Below are 15,445 nucleotides of genomic sequence, written 5' to 3'. Positions count from 1 at the left end.
CTGCCTGCGACGGCAGCCGAGCTTTGCGTTGACAAATCGCGCCCCAGACAGGATGAACTCGTACGGGAGCCTTTGCAAAGGCAGGGGTTCACCCGCTGGCAGGGGAATCTGCGCCGTTTTTCTCAGAACCGCCACGCCAGGACGCCGATCCGGCATTGGACCACCCCAGACATGAAATCCATTCACATGACGTTGCACGGCACGAAATCTCCTGTGCGCCTGGCGTTCGTACTCTGTGTGTCGGCCCTTGCCGCCTTTTTCGTATCGGCAGGCGTCTCCAGGGCGCAAAGCACGAAGTGGGACTCCCTGCTGTCGAACACAAGCTGGTACGTCCCTGTTCCCGGTCTGGTGGCGCAGGTTGCCGTCAATTCCAACAGCTTCACCACCCCTCCCCCGGTCACGGCTGGCGACCAGACGCTCTGGTCCCTGGGACCGGTCGTCAACGGCACGCTCTCCGGCACGAGCACGGCGGCCCTGTTCATCGATCCGCAACACGTCACCAAGGCCCCTTCTGCGGTGATTGCCAGCAGGACGCTGATGTCTGGCGCCGTGGCGGACGACGGCACCGTCAGGATCGTCTTCACGGATCCCTCCGGCGGGGGGACGACGCTTGGCGTGGGGAACATGCGCTTCATAAACGGCGTGCCCCTGATGGAAATGCAGATGATCACGGGAACGGGCCTGCTGCTGACCCACTGGGCCTACATGACGCCCTACAACCCCGCGACCTTTACCCCGCCCCCCCCGTCGCAGGTCTCCACCGCCGTGAACACATCCCCCCAGTGGGCCTGGACCGCAGGCACCCCGTGGCGGATTTCCAGCGCGTCGCTGTTTGGTTCCAACAGGCCAGGCAACATCATCATCACCAGATACGGCAACGGGTATTTCCTGGGCCAGGGCGTCGGGCCAGCCGGAAGCCCCGGACAATACTTCACGATCCTGGGTTCCATCACTCCGCAGGGGGCGGTCCTGTTCAACACCATCAACACCGGGACGCTGAATTCCCTGCTGGGGCAGATTACCGGGAACCCCTTCGGCGCTTCCATGACCCTGGCGGGCTACGGCTTCTCCGGGAACGATTTCTCCAACGCCGCCACGCTGAGCCTCGTCGCCCCGTACCGCAACGCGCTGCTGGCCAGCGGCAATCCGGCGGCGCTGAGCGCTGCCGCCAGCCTCTACGCCCTGGCCGGGACCGAGGCGGGACTGCTTGGGCCGATGGCCCCTGTCGTCAGCGCCCTGAACGGCCTTGAAGGAGCGGCCCTCTCCAGCGCCGTCAGCCAGACCCTGCCGGTGCTAAGCGGCGCGGCGTCCCAGGCCACCGCCACCACCCAACGCCATTTCCACCAGATGGTGCGGGGGCGCCAGAACGTGCTGGCAGGCCTTGGCGGCGGAGAAGAAATCGTCGGGAACAAGAGCGTCTGGGGAACGGCTTTCGGCAGGTGGTCCACCCAAGGCAATGTGGACAACGTGGCGGGATACAACGCGAACACCTACGGCATCGCCGGTGGCGCGGATTACGCCGTGTCGGGCCGCTCGACCCTTGGGGCGGCGTTCGCTGTGGGCAACAGCCTGATCACCGGCACGGACTCCGCGGCCCCCAGCAACCTGAACATCACCAGCTATCAATTGGGAGCTTACGGCGAAAACGCCGTCACGGACAGCTTCAGCCTGAATTTCCAGGGCGACCTGGGGCTCAACGCCAACACGGGGTCTCGCTCAATCAACTTCATGGGGACCACCGCCAAGTCGAACTACTACAGTTTCTCCTGGCATGCGGGCACGGGCCTGAAGCGCGGCTGCTCCCTGGACGACAAGACTCTGTTCACGCCCTCGGTCCGCCTGGACTATCTGGGCGTTCAGTCTCCGTCATACCAGGAGACGGGCGCGGGGGTCCTGAACCTCAAGGTCAACGACCAGAACTACCAGGAGCTTTTCGCGTCACTGGACCTGCGGTTGGACCGGGAGATCACCCCGGCCATGAAGGTATCGGCCAATGCCGGAGCCGGGTACAACATGATCCCCAACCAGGCCAAGATCACCGCATCGTATGCTGGCGGGGGCGATGCGTTCGTCACCAACGGACTCACGGTTTCCCCGTGGCTGTATCATGCAGGCCTGGGAGTATCCGGGATGCTGCGCAAGGACCTGGAGCTGCTGGTGCGGTACGACCTCCAGGCAAGCCCCACCAGCTATTTCAGCCAGTCCGCCAGCGCCAGGCTGAAGTTCACTTTCTGAGGGAGCGCCCGGCGAGGCCGGGAGTTCTCTTGTCCGGCACACCTATGCCCATTGACAACACCCTCACGGAGTAAGATACTTTTGTCGATGCGGGCGTTCAAAAACAAATGGTTCAACAAATGGGCCCGGGATGAAGATATCCGGGACGACACACTCTGGAAGGCAGCAGAGGAAATCGTTGCCGGAAGGGTTGAAGCCGACTTGGGAAAATGCCTCTACAAGAAACGGGGCGCCAGGAAAGGACAGGGAAAGAGCGGCGGCTACAGGCTGATTGTCGCGTACAAGAGGCCTAACTTAGACAGATTGTTCTTCATCAGCGCCTTCGGAAAAACGAAAAGCCGAGCCTGAAGCCCGTTGAGCAGGAAGCCCTCGGAATTGTGGCGTCCAAGTACATCGAGGCCACGGACACAACGATTGAGACGCTTAAAAGCATCAATGAATTATTCGAGCTGGAGAAACATCACCATGAGCAAGCACCTTGATATCGCCTATGACATGGCGAAAGCCCTGGAGAAAGCGGGCGGGATGGACCCCATAACCATGCGCGAAATCAAGGCTCTTTGCCTGCCGCCCAAAAGAACCTTCACAGCTGAGCAGATCAGGAAAATCCGAGAGGCCACACACTCCAGCCGGGCCGTTTTCGCGGCCTGCCTGAACGTTGGTCTCTCCACCGTAGAGCAGTGGGAAATGGGGCTGAAAAAACCAAGCGGCCCGGCTGCGAAGCTGCTCGATGTCGTCGACCGCAAGGGCCTTGACGCCCTGTGCTAGGCTTGCGTCACCTGCCCGTGCCTTGAGCGCCCCTGAATAGCTGAAGGTGATTTTCAAAGCCCCTTCAGCTTTGCATCCTCGGTCACAGACTCCGAGGTTGCACCGCTACACGTCCCCCAGCAGCGCGGCCCGCTCGGCCATGCCGGTCAGTTCCACGGCGACTTCGCGCATATTGTAGTAATAGCTGAAGAAACGCATCACCACTTCCAGATCCTGTCCGGGCAGCACGTGCTGTCGCCTGATTCGCGTCAGGGCCTCCTCGGCCGTGTGGACCGCGCGGCCCAGGTCGTCCATGGGGCCGGGGTCGCGCTCGTTCCCGATTGCCAGCGACAGCCGGATCATGGCGGTGATGGTTGTCTGGGCCAGGAGGTCCATCTCCTTGGAGACCATGCCGTGCAACGACTCCAGGTCGTCGTGGTGCACGGCGTGCTCCATGGACAGGAGGTGCTCCGCGATACGCTCGGTGAAGTTGAACAGCGACACGATGATGTGCTCCGAGCGCGTAAGCCCCGAGGGCTCGCGCTTGGCCTCCTCCAGCAGGGCGTGGTTCTTCTCGCGCGTGGCCTCGAGCTGGCCGCGCGTCACGGATTCGTCGTGCATGTCGCAGTCCGGGGAGATGCGGCAGGACAGCAGCACCGAGTAGTAGGCCGCCTCGTCGTTCAGGGCGCGCACCACGCCGTCCTTCAGGAAGCGCCCCGCGCGCGACGGCCAGATGAGCGCCGAGAAAGCCAGGGCCACGGCCACGCCCAGGCCGATCTCCAGAAACCGGAACAGCACGAAGTGCATGTACGAATCCGACTGGTTGCCCAGCATGATGATGATCGTGGCGGTCATCCCGGCCATGCGGAAGGACTCGTGCATGTGCACGAAGTAGGCGCAGACCACGATGGTAAGCCCCACGCCAAGCCCCAGGGCCACGGCCCCGGAGCCCAGAAAGGTCAGGCAGAGCGCGCCGAGCACGGCTCCGACGGCGGTGCCTATGATGCGGTTCACGCCCGCCTGGAACGAACCGCCCAGGTTGGTCTGCATCACCAGCACAACGCTGATGACCGCCCAGTAGCCCTGCGGCAGATCCAGGATGAGGGTCAGGATGTAGGCGGTCATGGCCGCGAGCGCGGTCTTGACCGCGTGTTTCACGTGCAAGGGGGAAAGATGTGGAAGAGTCATGATGTGCCTGGAGTTTCACCGCGTCAGCCGCAATGCGGGGGCGCGGGCGTAGAGGTAGAGTGAATGCGAAACACACGCCGAGCGACTCTATCAGTCGCAAGGCGGGCGCGCGGGCGTGTAGGTAGGCCAAACTGTCGGAGAACGCCACCCCTTCCAGGCGGCTGCGCCGCTAAAATGCAGCGACATCCGGGCTCATACAACAAGAGCTTATGCGTCTACTCGCCGGGAATTTCTTGAAATTTGACTATAACAGTTGTCGCTCCAGGCTCCGAGCAATCCAGAATGATATCACCCTTCTGAGCTTTGGCCATGAGCATTGCTGAGTATGTCCCTATCCCAGTCCCTCTTTTTTTCCCATGCGAAACGAATTTATTAAAAAATACGTCTCTTATGTGTTCAGGAACTTCCCCGGAATTGCGTATTCTTATTGCATAGTGTTCTTTTTTCTCAAAAGAAACTGTAACATCGGAATCGATGTCAGAAGCCTCAACTGCATTTACTATCAAATTGTTTAATATATTGAAAGTAAGAAGATCATTTCCATACACAAAAAATGCAGAATCTCCATTCTCAAGGTCACTTACCACAGGTACAAATGTAATATTCTTGCGGTTTATTAGCCTTTTGTTCTGCATTATGATTTTCTTGACGACCTCAAGAGCATCAATGGCTACAGGCTCAAGCTCAAACTCTCCATTTTCAATTTTATAAAGCGACAAGTTAAAATCGACCAGGCTGATCATCCTGGCTCCGGACATTTTGCCCTCTTCAAGCAATTCCCTGCTCTTTGGCGACAAGTCACCGTCATCAAGCAGTAAATCCGCTACATACACCCAATCAACCAGTGCGCTCCTGATATCGTGATGTATTATATGATCCACTTCCTCTTTGGTGTTCAATTTTTCCTGAATCAGGGAGAGTTCGCTTGACAGTCTGTCAACCTCCCTAATCAGATCCGCCTCACGATCTCGGTATGTAGCAATATCAGACTCAGTTTTATGCAAAGTAAAATCTTTTACAGTGGATTCGAATGCCAGCTTTTTGAAACCTGCCTCATGCACAGCACTCTTTGTAAGTGCAGCGTGCAACTCTTCTTTCAGAGATGCAATTCGCTGCTTGGACAGATCCAATTCCGAATGGAGCTCCTTGACAATATGTTCCTTAAAGTCGCCTGTATTTATAATCATATACTACCTTCCATAAATAGTTGAACTCCACAGACACGCGATCGACCATCGTCCCTCAATGCTGAACGTTGTCTTCCCGTTCGTACATTATAAGCCGATGCGACGTGGTGTTGAGAGTGAATATCGCCAAGACATCGAGAGCACACTTCGTCCAGGGGACGAATGCCGCCCGTGGCATGAGGCGCGAACGCTGACGCTGGCCGGACAGTGTCCTGGCGCTGACCGGGATGTCGCGGCGCGCGTTCACCCGTTGAAACACGGAAAATCAACCATACCAAATCCACGTCTCCGTGCAATAGTTATCGCTCTGGCCTGACGGACAATGACCATGCAGGCGAGGCATACTATAAGCCAGTTGAGCTCCCAGGCCGGCATCGGAAACAAGGGCCACCCTCCATGGCGCCCCAGTCCGCCGCCAGAAGATCGTGAACCGCCCCTCCCCACTTAGCCTTCAAGAGACGCCCCGGCCTGACCACCCGTTGAGCGGTCAGTCCATGAACAATCGGCCGGATGGAGCAGGAGCCCTGGCCCTCCCGGTTTTCTGCTTGCGCTTTTTATTGCTGCACAACTATGGTTTCCCATGAAAATGTGTGACAGCATTCCCTACCACCTGCCTCAGGAAAACCTGTAGGGTTTCCACTTCACCTCTCCTGGACAAAACAGAAGGATTGCCCATGGAACGCAACAGCGCCGCAGCGCGTTTTCCTATCGTCTGCGTAGGCGGTTCAGCCGGAGGCCTCGACGCCTATACCCGGCTCCTGCGCCATTTGCCGGCTGACTTGGGTGTGGCAATCGTCATTGTCAACCACCTGAGAACCGTGGCCACCTACCTCCACGAGATTCTCCCCAACGTCACAGACATGCCGGTCGAACTCATTACGGACAAGCTCGACATCCAGCCAAACCACGTCTTCATCATCCCGCCAAAGCGGGACTTGCACGTGTTTGAGGGGGAATTCCTCCTCAAGCCGATCTCAAAGCCCAGGGGATGGCCGGACGTGATTACCGTCTTTCTGCGCTCCCTGACCGCGAACTGGGATGGCAAACTCATCGCCATCATTGTCTCCGGCTACGACGGAGACGGAGCGGAAGCGCTGTGCGGAATAAGAGAGGCGGGAGGCATCACCATCGCGCAGAAGCTCGAAACAGCCCAGCATCCGGATATGCCCGAAAGCGCAATAGCAAGCGGATGCATTGATTACATACTCTCACCTGAGGATATCGCCAAGAAAATCGTCCAAATCATGCATGAGCTGCCAAACCAAGAATCAAGGGGAATTCCGCCATCTGACAGCGGCATGGCATAAGGGATGAATCCGGACGCCGGAGGAATATCAGTGCCTGAACGGGGGGTTGGGTTCCTTCACTCCTATTTTCATACCATTTTAGTATGAATTCGAGACACAGGTCACATTTTCGACACATTCTTGCCCGCCCCCGGTCGCAACCCTTGACCTATCCCCTTGCAGCCAGTACCGTATCTCCGGAAATGACGTTTTGGTTATTTCTTCCTCCGCCCCCACCCGCAACGCTTTTAAGGAGCTGATTCCATGGCTTGGCGTATCCTTGCGGCCTTGATGCTCGTGGTGTCTTCGGTTTCCCCCGGCCTGGCGGCTGACACCGTCAAAATCGGCGCGGTACTCTCCGTAACCGGCCCCGCCTCCTTCCTGGGCGAGCCGGAAAAGAACACGCTCCTCCTGCTTCAGGACCAGCTGAACGCCCAGGGCGGCATCGGCGGCAAGAAGGTCGAGGTCATCATCTACGATGACGAGACCGACGTGAACAAGGCCGTGCTGGCCACCGAGAAGCTCCTCAAGAAGGACCAGGTGGCCGCCGTGGTCGGCCCCACCACCTCCGGCAACACCCTGGCCATCATGGGCAAGGTGGCCGACGCCAAGGCTCCGCTGGTGTCCATGTCCGCCGCCGAGAAGATAGTGAACCCGGTCAACCCCTGGGTCTTCAAGACTCCCCAGTCCGACCGCCTGGCCGTGGGCAAGATACTCTCCCACGCCAAGGCCCAGGGTTACAAGAAGATCGCCATCCTCACCGTGTCCGACGGCTTCGGCCAGGCCGGACGCGAGGTGCTCAAGGAAATGATCCCCACGGCGGGCATGGAACTCTCCGCCGACGAGGTCTTCGGCCCCAAGGACACCGACATGACCGCCCAGCTGACCAAGATCGCGGGCAGCGGCCCCCAGGCGGTCATCTGCTGGGGCACCAACCCCGGCCCGGCCGTGGTTGCCATGAACCGCATGCAGCTCGGCATGAGGACCCCCCTGTACATGAGCCACGGCGTGGCCTCCGACAAGTTCATCGACCTGGCCAAGCAGGCCGCCGAAGGCATCATCCTGCCCGCCAGCTGGCTCATCGTGGCCGACCAGATGCCCGACGGCCCCTTCAAGAATCTGCTTACCACCTACCGGGCGGAATACACCAAGAAGTTCGGCACGCCCCCCTCGGCTTTCGGCGGCTACGCCTGGGACGCCCTGATGCTTTTGAACGAAGCTGCGAAAATATCGGGGAATTCCACCCCTCAGGGCTTGCGCGACGGCCTGGAGAAGGTCAAAGGTTTCCAGAGCGCCACCGGTGTGTTCACCTTCACCGAGAAGGACCACAACGGCCTGGACGAATCCAGCTTCGCCATGGTCAAGATCGAGGGCGGCAAATTCGTCCTGATGAAATAGCCTGCAAAGAAGGGGTAAGCTCATGATGCTTCGTCTGCTGAGCGTCTTCGCCGCGTTGGTCCTGTGGGCCGGACAGTCCCTGGCCGCCGAGCCGGTCAAGATCGGCGCGGTGGTGTCCGTCACCGGTCCCGCCTCCTTTCTGGGCGAGCCTGAAAAGAACACCCTGGAGATGATCCGGGATGAACTGAACGCCAAGGGCGGCCTGTTGGGACGCCCCGTGGAACTCGTCATCTACGACGACGAGTCCGACGTGAACAAGGCCGTGTTGGCCGCCGAGAAGCTCCTCAAGAAGGACCAGGTCGCCGCCGTCATCGGCGCAACCACCTCCGGCTCCACCCTGGCCATCATGAACAAGTTCCCGGCGGCCCAGGTGCCGCTGGTGTCCATGTCCGCCGCCGAGAAGATCGTGAACCCGGTGAACCCCTGGGTCTTCAAGGTGGCCCCCTCCGACCGCCACGCCGTGGGCCGCATCCTGAAGCACGCCCAGGCCAAGGGCTACAAGAAGATCGCCATCCTCACCGTGTCCGACGGCTTCGGCCAGGCCGGACGCGAGGTGCTGAAAGAACTGGTCCCGGCCATGGGCTTCACCCTGACCGCCGACGAGGTCTACGGTCCCAAGGACACGGACATGACCGCCCAGCTCACCAAGCTGAAAGACGCCGCGCCCGACGCCATCATCTGCTGGGGCACCAACCCCGGCCCCGCCGTGGTGGCCCGCAACCGCGCGCAGCTTGGCATGAAGACGCCCCTGTACATGAGCCACGGCGTGGCCTCGCGCAAGTTCATCGAGCTGGCCGGCGAGTCCGCAGAGGGCCTGATGCTGCCCGCCGGGCACCTGATCGTGGCCTCGCAGCTGCCTGACTCCCAGCCCCAGAAGGCCTTGCTCCTGGCCTACACCAGCCAGTACAAGGACAAGTTCAAGGGCGACGTGTCGCCGTTCGGCGGCCACGGCTGGGACGGCCTGAAGCTGGTGGCCAAGGCCGTGGAGACCGCCGGTTCCGACAAGCCCGCCGCCATCCGCGACGCGCTGGAGAAGATCACCGCGTTCCCCGGTATCGGCGGCGTGTTCTCCTTCACCGAGAAGGACCACAACGGTCTGGACGCAAACGCCTTCGAGATGGTCGTCATTCAGGGCGGAGACTGGAAAATACTGAAGTAATGGGAGGCCGGGGCCAACCCCCCGGCCATTTTTTTATGTTCGCAGGCGCGCCTCAATACCTCATCTCCGGCCTCACGGTGGGAGCCACCTACGGCCTTACGGCCCTCGGCTTCACCATGATCTTCAACACCACCGGCATCATCAACTTCGCCCAGGGCGAGTTCGTGATGCTCGGCGGCATGCTCGCCGTGGTCCTGCAGAAGGCCGGAGCGCCGCTGCCCGTGGCCATCATGCTGGCCGTGGCCGTCACCGCCCTGGTGGGCTGCCTCATCGAGCGCGGCGTGATCCGCCCGGTGGGCCGCACCGCCCCGGTGAACCTGGTCATCATCACCATCGGCATCTCCATCCTGCTGCGCGGCGCGGTGATGCTCATCTGGGGCAAGGACACCTTCGCCCTGCCGCCCTTCTCGGGCTCGGCCCCGCTGGCCATCCTGGGCGCGGCAGTGCAGCCCCAAAGCCTGTGGGTGCTTTTCATCACCCTGCTGCTCCTGGCGGCGCTCAAGCTCTTCTTCAGCCGGACCATCCACGGCAAGGCCATGCTGGCCTGCGCCTGCGAGCAGAAGGCCGCCGCCCTCATGGGCATCTCGGTGGACCGCATGGCCATGCTGTCGTTTGGCCTGTCGGGCTTCCTGGGCGCGGTCGGCGGCGCGATCCTCACGCCCATCACCCTGACCTCCTACGACGTGGGCGTGATGCTCGGCCTGAAGGGCTTCGCGGCCTGCATCCTGGGCGGGCTGGGCAACCCCTTCGGCGCGGCTGCCGGGGGCTTGATCCTGGGCGTGCTGGAGTCCTTCGGCGCGGGGTTCGTCTCGTCGGCCTACAAGGACGCCTTCGCCTTCATCGTGCTGCTGGCGCTGCTGTTCGTCAAACCCACCGGCCTGTTCGGCGGCCCCAAGTCCGACCGGGTGTAGCCGTGGGCTTCGTCAAAAAGAATTTCGGCCTGCTGGCCTTTGCCGCCGCCCTTGGGCTGGCCCCTCTGGCGCTGCCCAACGACTATTACATCAACGTGCTCATCCTGTGCTGTTTCAACGCCCTGATCGTCATGGGGCTGAACCTGCTGATGGGCTATGCCGGGCAGGTGTCGCTCGGACACGCGGCCTTCTTCGGGCTGGCCGCCTACACCACGGCGATAAGCACCGCGACGCTCGGCCTGCCCATCCCCGTGGGCATGCTGGCGGGCGTGGCCGTGTCGGCGGCCATCGCCTGGCTGCTGGCCGTGCCCACGCTGAAGCTCCACGGCCACTATCTGGCCATGGCGACGCTTGGTTTCGGCATCATCGTGTCCATCGTGTTCAACGAGGCCGTGGGGCTTACCGGCGGCCCCTCCGGGTTCGTGGGCATCCCGCGCCTGAAGATAGCGGGGTTCACGTTCACCTCGGACAAGGCCTACTATTTCCTGTCCGCCGCCGTACTTTGGGTGGCCACGCTGGTGTCGCACAGGGTGATCGGCTCGCGCACGGGCCGGGCGCTGCGCGCCATCCACGTCAGCGAGTCCGCGGCCCAGGCCATGGGCATCGACATCGCCCGGCACAAGCGCTTCGTGTTCGTGCTCTCCGCCGTGTACGCGGGCGTGGCCGGGACGCTCTACGCCCACCACCTGACCTTCGTGGCCCCCTCCTCCTTCGGCTTCCACTTCTCGGTGCAGCTTCTGACCATGGTGGTGCTTGGCGGCATGGCCAGCATCTGGGGCGCGGTGGCCGGGGCCTTCTTTCTGACCTCGCTGCCGGAGTTTCTGCGCATGTTCGAGGAAGTGGACATCCTGATCTACGGCGGCCTCCTGATCGCCTGCATGATGTTCATGCCGAGCGGCCTGGCTGGCGGCGCGCGCGCACTGGCGCGAAAACTCAAGGCGGGCGTTCGTCGTGGCTGATCTTCTGGAAGTCCGTGGTGTGTCCGTGCGTTTCGGCGGCGTGCAGGCTTTGTCCGAGGCTGCGCTCACCGTGCGCCAGGGAGACATCACCTCGCTCATCGGCCCCAACGGCGCGGGCAAGACCACGCTGCTGGGCGTGGTCAGCGGTGCGGTGACGCCCACGGGCGGCACGGTGCGTCTGGCAGGGCAGGACCTTTCGGGCATGCCCATCCACCTGCGGGCGCAGGCCGGTGTGGTGCGCACCTTCCAGAACCTGGAAATCTTCTCCAACATGACTGCCCTGGAAAACGTCATGACCGGCGCGCACCTGAAGGCCGGATACTCCATGCTGGACAGCCTGCTGCACACCCCGCGCTTTGCGCGCGAGGAAAAGCGCCTGCGCGATCTGGCCATGGAGAAGCTCGAGTTCGTGGGGCTGGCCGAGCGCCGCGACGCCTTGGCCTCCGATCTGCCCTACGGCGAGCAGCGCCTGCTGGAACTGGCCCGGGCCATGGCCTCCGGCCCCAAACTTCTGCTCCTTGACGAGCCCGCCGCAGGCATGAACAACAAGGAGACCGCCGGGCTCGGGACCATCATCCGCCGCATCCGCGACGAACTGCACATCGGGGTGGCCCTGGTGGAGCACGACATGGAACTGGTCATGGACATCTCCGACCGCATCACCGTGCTGCACTTCGGCAGCGTCCTGGCCGAGGGGACGCCCAAAGAGATCCAGGACAACTCCGACGTGGTGGCGGCCTACCTGGGCGAGGACTGATCCCCGCGCGCACCCTCGACACCTCCCGGCGTATGCGGTAGCTGGAACCGGGAAACACGAATCCGATGCTCACGCTCACCAATCTGGACATATCCTACGGCAAGATTCAGGCCGTGCGCCGCGCCTCGCTCCATGTGGACGCGGGCGAGATCGTCGCCCTCATCGGGGCCAACGGCGCAGGCAAGACCACGTTGCTCACCGCCATCTCCGGCCTGCTGCGCCCAAGCGGCGGCACAGTCTCGTTCGACGGGCAGGACATCACCAAGGCCGCGCCGGACAAGATCGTGCGCCTCGGCCTGTCGCACGTCCCCGAACGCAGGCTGGTTTTCAAGCCCCTGAGCGTAACCGACAACCTGCTCCTGGGGTCTTACACCCGCAGGGGTCGGGTTCCGCGAGCCGAGCTGGACCGCGACCTGGAGTCGGTCTACGCCATGTTCCCGGTGCTCAAGGAGCGCTCCGGCCAGCCAGCCGGAACGCTCTCCGGCGGCGAACAGCAGATGCTGGCCATCGGGCGCGCCCTCATGGCCGGACCCAAGATGCTGCTCCTGGACGAGCCGGGCATGGGTCTGGCCCCCACTGTCTGCCGCGACATCTTCAAGCGCGTGACCGAACTGCGCGACGAGCGCGGCCTGACCGTGCTGCTGGTTGAGCAGAACGCCAAGAGCGCCCTGGCCGTGGCCGACCGTGGCTACGTGCTGGAAACCGGGCGGGTCATCCTGCAGGGCCAGTCCTCGGAGCTCCTGGCCAACCGCGACGTGCAACGGGCCTATCTGGGCCGCGACAAATCCCAAGAGGAATCCTGATCATGAAACGCATCATATTGTGCCTTGCCCTCTTCATCCTGGCCGCGCCCTCGCTGGCCCTGGCCCAGGGCAAGTTCATCGCCGACTACAAGGGAATGGTCTTCGGCAAGGACCTCTCCGACTTCCAGCACATGAAGCAGGTCCGCAAGCAGGGCGAGCTGGAGTTCTACAATCGCTACGGTGACGACCGCACCTTCCAGGGAGTGCCCCTCAAAGAGCAGCTTTACGGGTTCTACAAGGGCAAGCTGTGCCTCGTCATGTTCATGGCGTCCGGTCCCACCGCCTACAACACCCTCAAGGCCTACTTCGACGCCAACTACGGCCCCGCCAGCCAGCCCAAGGTGAACATCAAGCAGTTCACCTACACCGCAGGCGAGGTGACCATCGAGATGGAATACGACGATGCCAACAAGGTCATGTCCGTGAGCTACGTGTTCAAGCCGATCATGCGGATGATGATGCCCGCAGGCAAATAGCAACGCACAACGCATACGGGGAGCACGCGCATTGCAAGTCCGCGCGCTCCCCTCTCTCAAGAAGCCGAAGCCGGAGGCCGCGCCATGATGTGGGAACCCAAGTACGAATCCATGGACCGCGCCCAGCTGGCGCAGTTGCAGCTTGAGCGCCTTCAATCCACGCTGACCCGCGTGGCCCGCAACGTCCCCTACTACCGCAAGACCTTCGGCCAATTGGGCATCGACCCGGACGATTTCCGCTCCCTTGACGATCTGGCCCGCCTGCCCTTCACCACCAAGTCCGTGCTGCGCGACGCCTACCCCTACGGCTTCTTCGCCGTGCCGCTGCGCGAGGTGGTGCGCCTGCACGCCTCCTCCGGCACCACGGGCAAGGCCACGGTGGTGGGCTACACGGCGGGCGACCTCAAGAAATGGGGGGCGCTCACGGCGCGCGTGCTCACGGCGGGCGGCGTCACCCGCGAGGACGTGGTGCAGATCGCCTTCAACTTCGGCCTGTTCACCGGCGGCTTCGGCTTCCTGCAAGGGGCCGAGGCCCTGGGCGCGGCCCTGGTCCCGGCCTCCAGCGGCAACACCCGCCGCCAGGTGGCCATCATGCAGGACTTCAAGACCTCCGTGCTGGTCTGCACCCCCAGCTACGCCCTGTACCTGGCCCAGACCATGGAAGAGATGGACGTGAACGCCAACGCGCTCAGCCTGCGCCACGGGCTGTTCGGCGCCGAGTGCTGGTCAGAGACGGCCAGGGCGCAGATCGAGGACCGCCTGAAGCTGACAGCCACGGACAATTACGGCATCAGCGAAGTGATGGGGCCGGGCGTGGCGGGCGAATGCCTGGAGAAGAATGGCCTGCATCTGAACGAGGACCACTTCCTGGCCGAGGTGATCGACCCGGCCACCGGCGAGCCCGTGCCCGACGGCGAGGTGGGCGAGCTGGTCATCACCACCCTGACCAAGGAAGCCTTCCCGCTGATCCGCTTCCGCACCGGCGACCTGACCCGGATTCTGCCCGGACCCTGCCCCTGCGGCCGGACGCTCAAGCGCATGGAGCGTGTGCGCGGCCGCGTGGACGACATGCTCATCATCCGGGGCGTGAACGTGTTCCCCAGCCAGATCGAGGCCGTGCTGCTGGCCATCGAGGGCACCACCCCCCAGTGGCGCGTGGTGCTGGAGCGCGAGCGCGGCCTGGACAAAGCCACTGTGGAGTTGGAAGTGGCCGAGAAGTTCGTGTTCGACCGCATCGCGGACCAGCAGAAGTTCCTGGAAAGCGCCAGAAAGCGCCTGGCAAGCGAGCTCGGCGTGGGCTTCGAGGTGCGCATGACCGAACCGGGCGCGCTTGCTCCCAGTGAGGACGGCAAGACCAAGCGCGTGCTGGACAAGCGCGGAGAGACTTAGGCCCTCCTGCGCCGGAAGGCGGGTCAGGACGTTTGGACATGTCTGGACGCCGCACATGCCTTGTGTTTTCGCAATCAAGCCCGGCCCGCTCGCAGAGAGGGCCGGGCTTTCAAATGTCGCGCGATATGCGCGAAAGAGAAAGAGATGACACTCCGCTTGGCTTTAATCTTGTCCGCAGTGGCCGTATTACTGCTTCAGAGCGTCTGTGATGCTGCGACGCATCCTGATGCGTCATCCCTCTTCGGTTCCAGGCAGGTCCTTCTGGTCACGTCTGAGTCCTGGGATGCGACAACGGGACAGTTGCAGCTGTTCGAGCGGGAGTCCCTGTCCTCAGCCTGGATCCCTGTCGGCAAATCAATCCCGGTAAGCCTGGGGCGCACAGGCATGGCCTGGGGGATCGGCCTGCATGCCGTCCCGCGCAACGCAACCCTGGAAAAGCGCGAAGGAGACGGCAAGGCGCCCGCTGGCATCTTCAGCATCTCCACTGCCTTCGGCTACGCGGACAACGACTCCATTCGGGCATTCCCGTACCTCAAGATCGCATCCGGTCTTGAATGCGTGGATGACCCGCTATCCAGCAGCTACAACAGAATCCTGGACGCTTCTGCCCACCCCAAGGACTGGAACAGCTCCGAAACCATGCTCAGGCCGGACGGCCTCTACGCGGCGGGAGCCGTGGTGGAGCATAACAGTGATCCTGTATCGACTGAAAAGGGGTCGTGTATCTTCCTGCACATCTGGCGCGGCCCGGACAAGCCGACGGCAGGGTGTACGGCCATGGAGGAAGGCGCGTTGCGGTCGCTGCTCTCCAGGCTGGATGCTGGCCGCAAGCCGCTGTTGGTGCAGCTTCCCCGCGCAGAGTATCAGAAGCTGAAGAAGGAATGGGTGTTGCCGTGACGGGGGCGCTTTCGCGCTTCATCATTGACCACAGTTCGCACATGTTATATGCA

At 62.2% G+C, this 15,445-nt stretch carries 15 protein-coding genes; 13 read left to right on the top strand and 2 right to left on the bottom strand.

Features of this window, described 5'->3' with window-relative positions; genetic code table 11:
• The first annotated feature begins 171 nt into the window (after positions 1-171).
• The 3 genes from G453_RS0102830 to G453_RS0102820 all read left to right on the top strand — a co-directional run bounded on the left by G453_RS0102830 (position 172) and on the right by G453_RS0102820 (position 3,003).
• The gene (locus G453_RS0102830; protein WP_027189823.1) at positions 172-2,235 is read left to right on the top strand and encodes an autotransporter family protein; all 2,064 of its coding nucleotides are present in this window, start codon (positions 172-174) and stop codon (positions 2,233-2,235) included.
• 87 nt (positions 2,236-2,322) lie between these two features.
• Positions 2,323-2,583 (top strand): type II toxin-antitoxin system RelE/ParE family toxin, encoded by a 261-nt coding sequence (locus tag G453_RS22000; RefSeq protein WP_051271515.1) that lies wholly within the window; start codon positions 2,323-2,325, stop codon positions 2,581-2,583.
• 117 nt (positions 2,584-2,700) lie between these two features.
• Positions 2,701-3,003 carry a helix-turn-helix domain-containing protein gene (locus G453_RS0102820; protein WP_027189822.1) on the top strand — a complete coding sequence of 101 codons (303 nt, stop codon included), beginning with the start codon at positions 2,701-2,703 and terminating at the stop codon, positions 3,001-3,003.
• A 105-nt stretch (positions 3,004-3,108) separates the two neighbouring features.
• On the opposite strand, the gene G453_RS0102815 is transcribed toward G453_RS0102820, so the two are convergent.
• The gene (locus G453_RS0102815) at positions 3,109-4,170 is read right to left on the bottom strand and encodes an FUSC family protein (RefSeq protein WP_084502056.1); all 1,062 of its coding nucleotides are present in this window, start codon (positions 4,168-4,170) and stop codon (positions 3,109-3,111) included.
• A 215-nt stretch (positions 4,171-4,385) separates the two neighbouring features.
• Positions 4,386-5,357: a sensor histidine kinase gene (locus tag G453_RS0102810; protein ID WP_027189820.1), complete on the bottom strand. Its 972-nt coding sequence runs from the start codon at positions 5,355-5,357 to the stop codon at positions 4,386-4,388.
• A gap of 674 nt (positions 5,358-6,031) precedes the next feature.
• Between G453_RS0102810 and G453_RS21995 the strand changes: the two genes are divergently transcribed.
• The 10 genes from G453_RS21995 to G453_RS21990 all read left to right on the top strand — a co-directional run bounded on the left by G453_RS21995 (position 6,032) and on the right by G453_RS21990 (position 15,392).
• A complete protein-coding gene (locus G453_RS21995) occupies positions 6,032-6,664 on the top strand; it encodes a chemotaxis protein CheB (protein WP_051271513.1) in 633 nt (210 codons plus the stop codon).
• Between the two features lie 243 nt (positions 6,665-6,907).
• Positions 6,908-8,041: an ABC transporter substrate-binding protein gene (locus tag G453_RS0102800; protein ID WP_027189819.1), complete on the top strand. Its 1,134-nt coding sequence runs from the start codon at positions 6,908-6,910 to the stop codon at positions 8,039-8,041.
• Positions 8,042-8,063: 22 nt separating this feature from the next.
• Positions 8,064-9,200: an ABC transporter substrate-binding protein gene (locus tag G453_RS0102795; protein ID WP_407635545.1), complete on the top strand. Its 1,137-nt coding sequence runs from the start codon at positions 8,064-8,066 to the stop codon at positions 9,198-9,200.
• A 35-nt stretch (positions 9,201-9,235) separates the two neighbouring features.
• The gene (locus G453_RS0102790) at positions 9,236-10,111 is read left to right on the top strand and encodes a branched-chain amino acid ABC transporter permease (protein ID WP_027189817.1); all 876 of its coding nucleotides are present in this window, start codon (positions 9,236-9,238) and stop codon (positions 10,109-10,111) included.
• A gap of 2 nt (positions 10,112-10,113) precedes the next feature.
• Positions 10,114-11,070 (top strand): branched-chain amino acid ABC transporter permease, encoded by a 957-nt coding sequence (locus tag G453_RS0102785; RefSeq protein WP_043643981.1) that lies wholly within the window; start codon positions 10,114-10,116, stop codon positions 11,068-11,070.
• A complete protein-coding gene (locus G453_RS0102780; RefSeq protein WP_027189815.1) occupies positions 11,063-11,827 on the top strand; it encodes an ABC transporter ATP-binding protein in 765 nt (254 codons plus the stop codon). Before G453_RS0102785 ends, G453_RS0102780 begins: the two co-directional genes overlap by 8 nt.
• A 65-nt stretch (positions 11,828-11,892) precedes the next feature.
• A complete protein-coding gene (locus G453_RS0102775) occupies positions 11,893-12,630 on the top strand; it encodes an ABC transporter ATP-binding protein (RefSeq protein ID WP_027189814.1) in 738 nt (245 codons plus the stop codon).
• A gap of 2 nt (positions 12,631-12,632) precedes the next feature.
• On the top strand, positions 12,633-13,106 hold the full coding sequence (locus tag G453_RS0102770) for a hypothetical protein (protein WP_027189813.1): 474 nt from the start codon (positions 12,633-12,635) through the stop codon (positions 13,104-13,106).
• 84 nt (positions 13,107-13,190) lie between these two features.
• Positions 13,191-14,495 carry a phenylacetate--CoA ligase family protein gene (locus G453_RS0102765; protein WP_027189812.1) on the top strand — a complete coding sequence of 435 codons (1,305 nt, stop codon included), beginning with the start codon at positions 13,191-13,193 and terminating at the stop codon, positions 14,493-14,495.
• A gap of 144 nt (positions 14,496-14,639) precedes the next feature.
• On the top strand, positions 14,640-15,392 hold the full coding sequence (locus tag G453_RS21990; RefSeq protein ID WP_328285384.1) for a L,D-transpeptidase family protein: 753 nt from the start codon (positions 14,640-14,642) through the stop codon (positions 15,390-15,392).
• Positions 15,393-15,445 lie beyond the last annotated feature (53 nt).

Source organism: Fundidesulfovibrio putealis DSM 16056 (assembly GCF_000429325.1).
GTDB classification, from domain to species: Bacteria; Desulfobacterota; Desulfovibrionia; order Desulfovibrionales; family Desulfovibrionaceae; genus Fundidesulfovibrio; species Fundidesulfovibrio putealis.
Note: the sequence above shows the minus strand (reverse complement) of the source record. Positions and strands in the feature narration are given on the sequence as shown.

Coding starts and splice junctions, on each gene's coding strand:
- G453_RS0102830 (WP_027189823.1), top strand. CDS start 172: ATGAAATCCATTCACATGACGTTGCACGGCACGAAATCTCCTGTGCGC.
- G453_RS22000 (WP_051271515.1), top strand. CDS start 2,323: ATGCGGGCGTTCAAAAACAAATGGTTCAACAAATGGGCCCGGGATGAA.
- G453_RS0102820 (WP_027189822.1), top strand. CDS start 2,701: ATGAGCAAGCACCTTGATATCGCCTATGACATGGCGAAAGCCCTGGAG.
- G453_RS0102815 (WP_084502056.1), bottom strand. CDS start 4,170: ATGACTCTTCCACATCTTTCCCCCTTGCACGTGAAACACGCGGTCAAG.
- G453_RS0102810 (WP_027189820.1), bottom strand. CDS start 5,357: ATGATTATAAATACAGGCGACTTTAAGGAACATATTGTCAAGGAGCTC.
- G453_RS21995 (WP_051271513.1), top strand. CDS start 6,032: ATGGAACGCAACAGCGCCGCAGCGCGTTTTCCTATCGTCTGCGTAGGC.
- G453_RS0102800 (WP_027189819.1), top strand. CDS start 6,908: ATGGCTTGGCGTATCCTTGCGGCCTTGATGCTCGTGGTGTCTTCGGTT.
- G453_RS0102795 (WP_407635545.1), top strand. CDS start 8,064: ATGATGCTTCGTCTGCTGAGCGTCTTCGCCGCGTTGGTCCTGTGGGCC.
- G453_RS0102790 (WP_027189817.1), top strand. CDS start 9,236: ATGTTCGCAGGCGCGCCTCAATACCTCATCTCCGGCCTCACGGTGGGA.
- G453_RS0102775 (WP_027189814.1), top strand. CDS start 11,893: ATGCTCACGCTCACCAATCTGGACATATCCTACGGCAAGATTCAGGCC.
- G453_RS0102770 (WP_027189813.1), top strand. CDS start 12,633: ATGAAACGCATCATATTGTGCCTTGCCCTCTTCATCCTGGCCGCGCCC.
- G453_RS0102765 (WP_027189812.1), top strand. CDS start 13,191: ATGATGTGGGAACCCAAGTACGAATCCATGGACCGCGCCCAGCTGGCG.
- G453_RS21990 (WP_328285384.1), top strand. CDS start 14,640: ATGACACTCCGCTTGGCTTTAATCTTGTCCGCAGTGGCCGTATTACTG.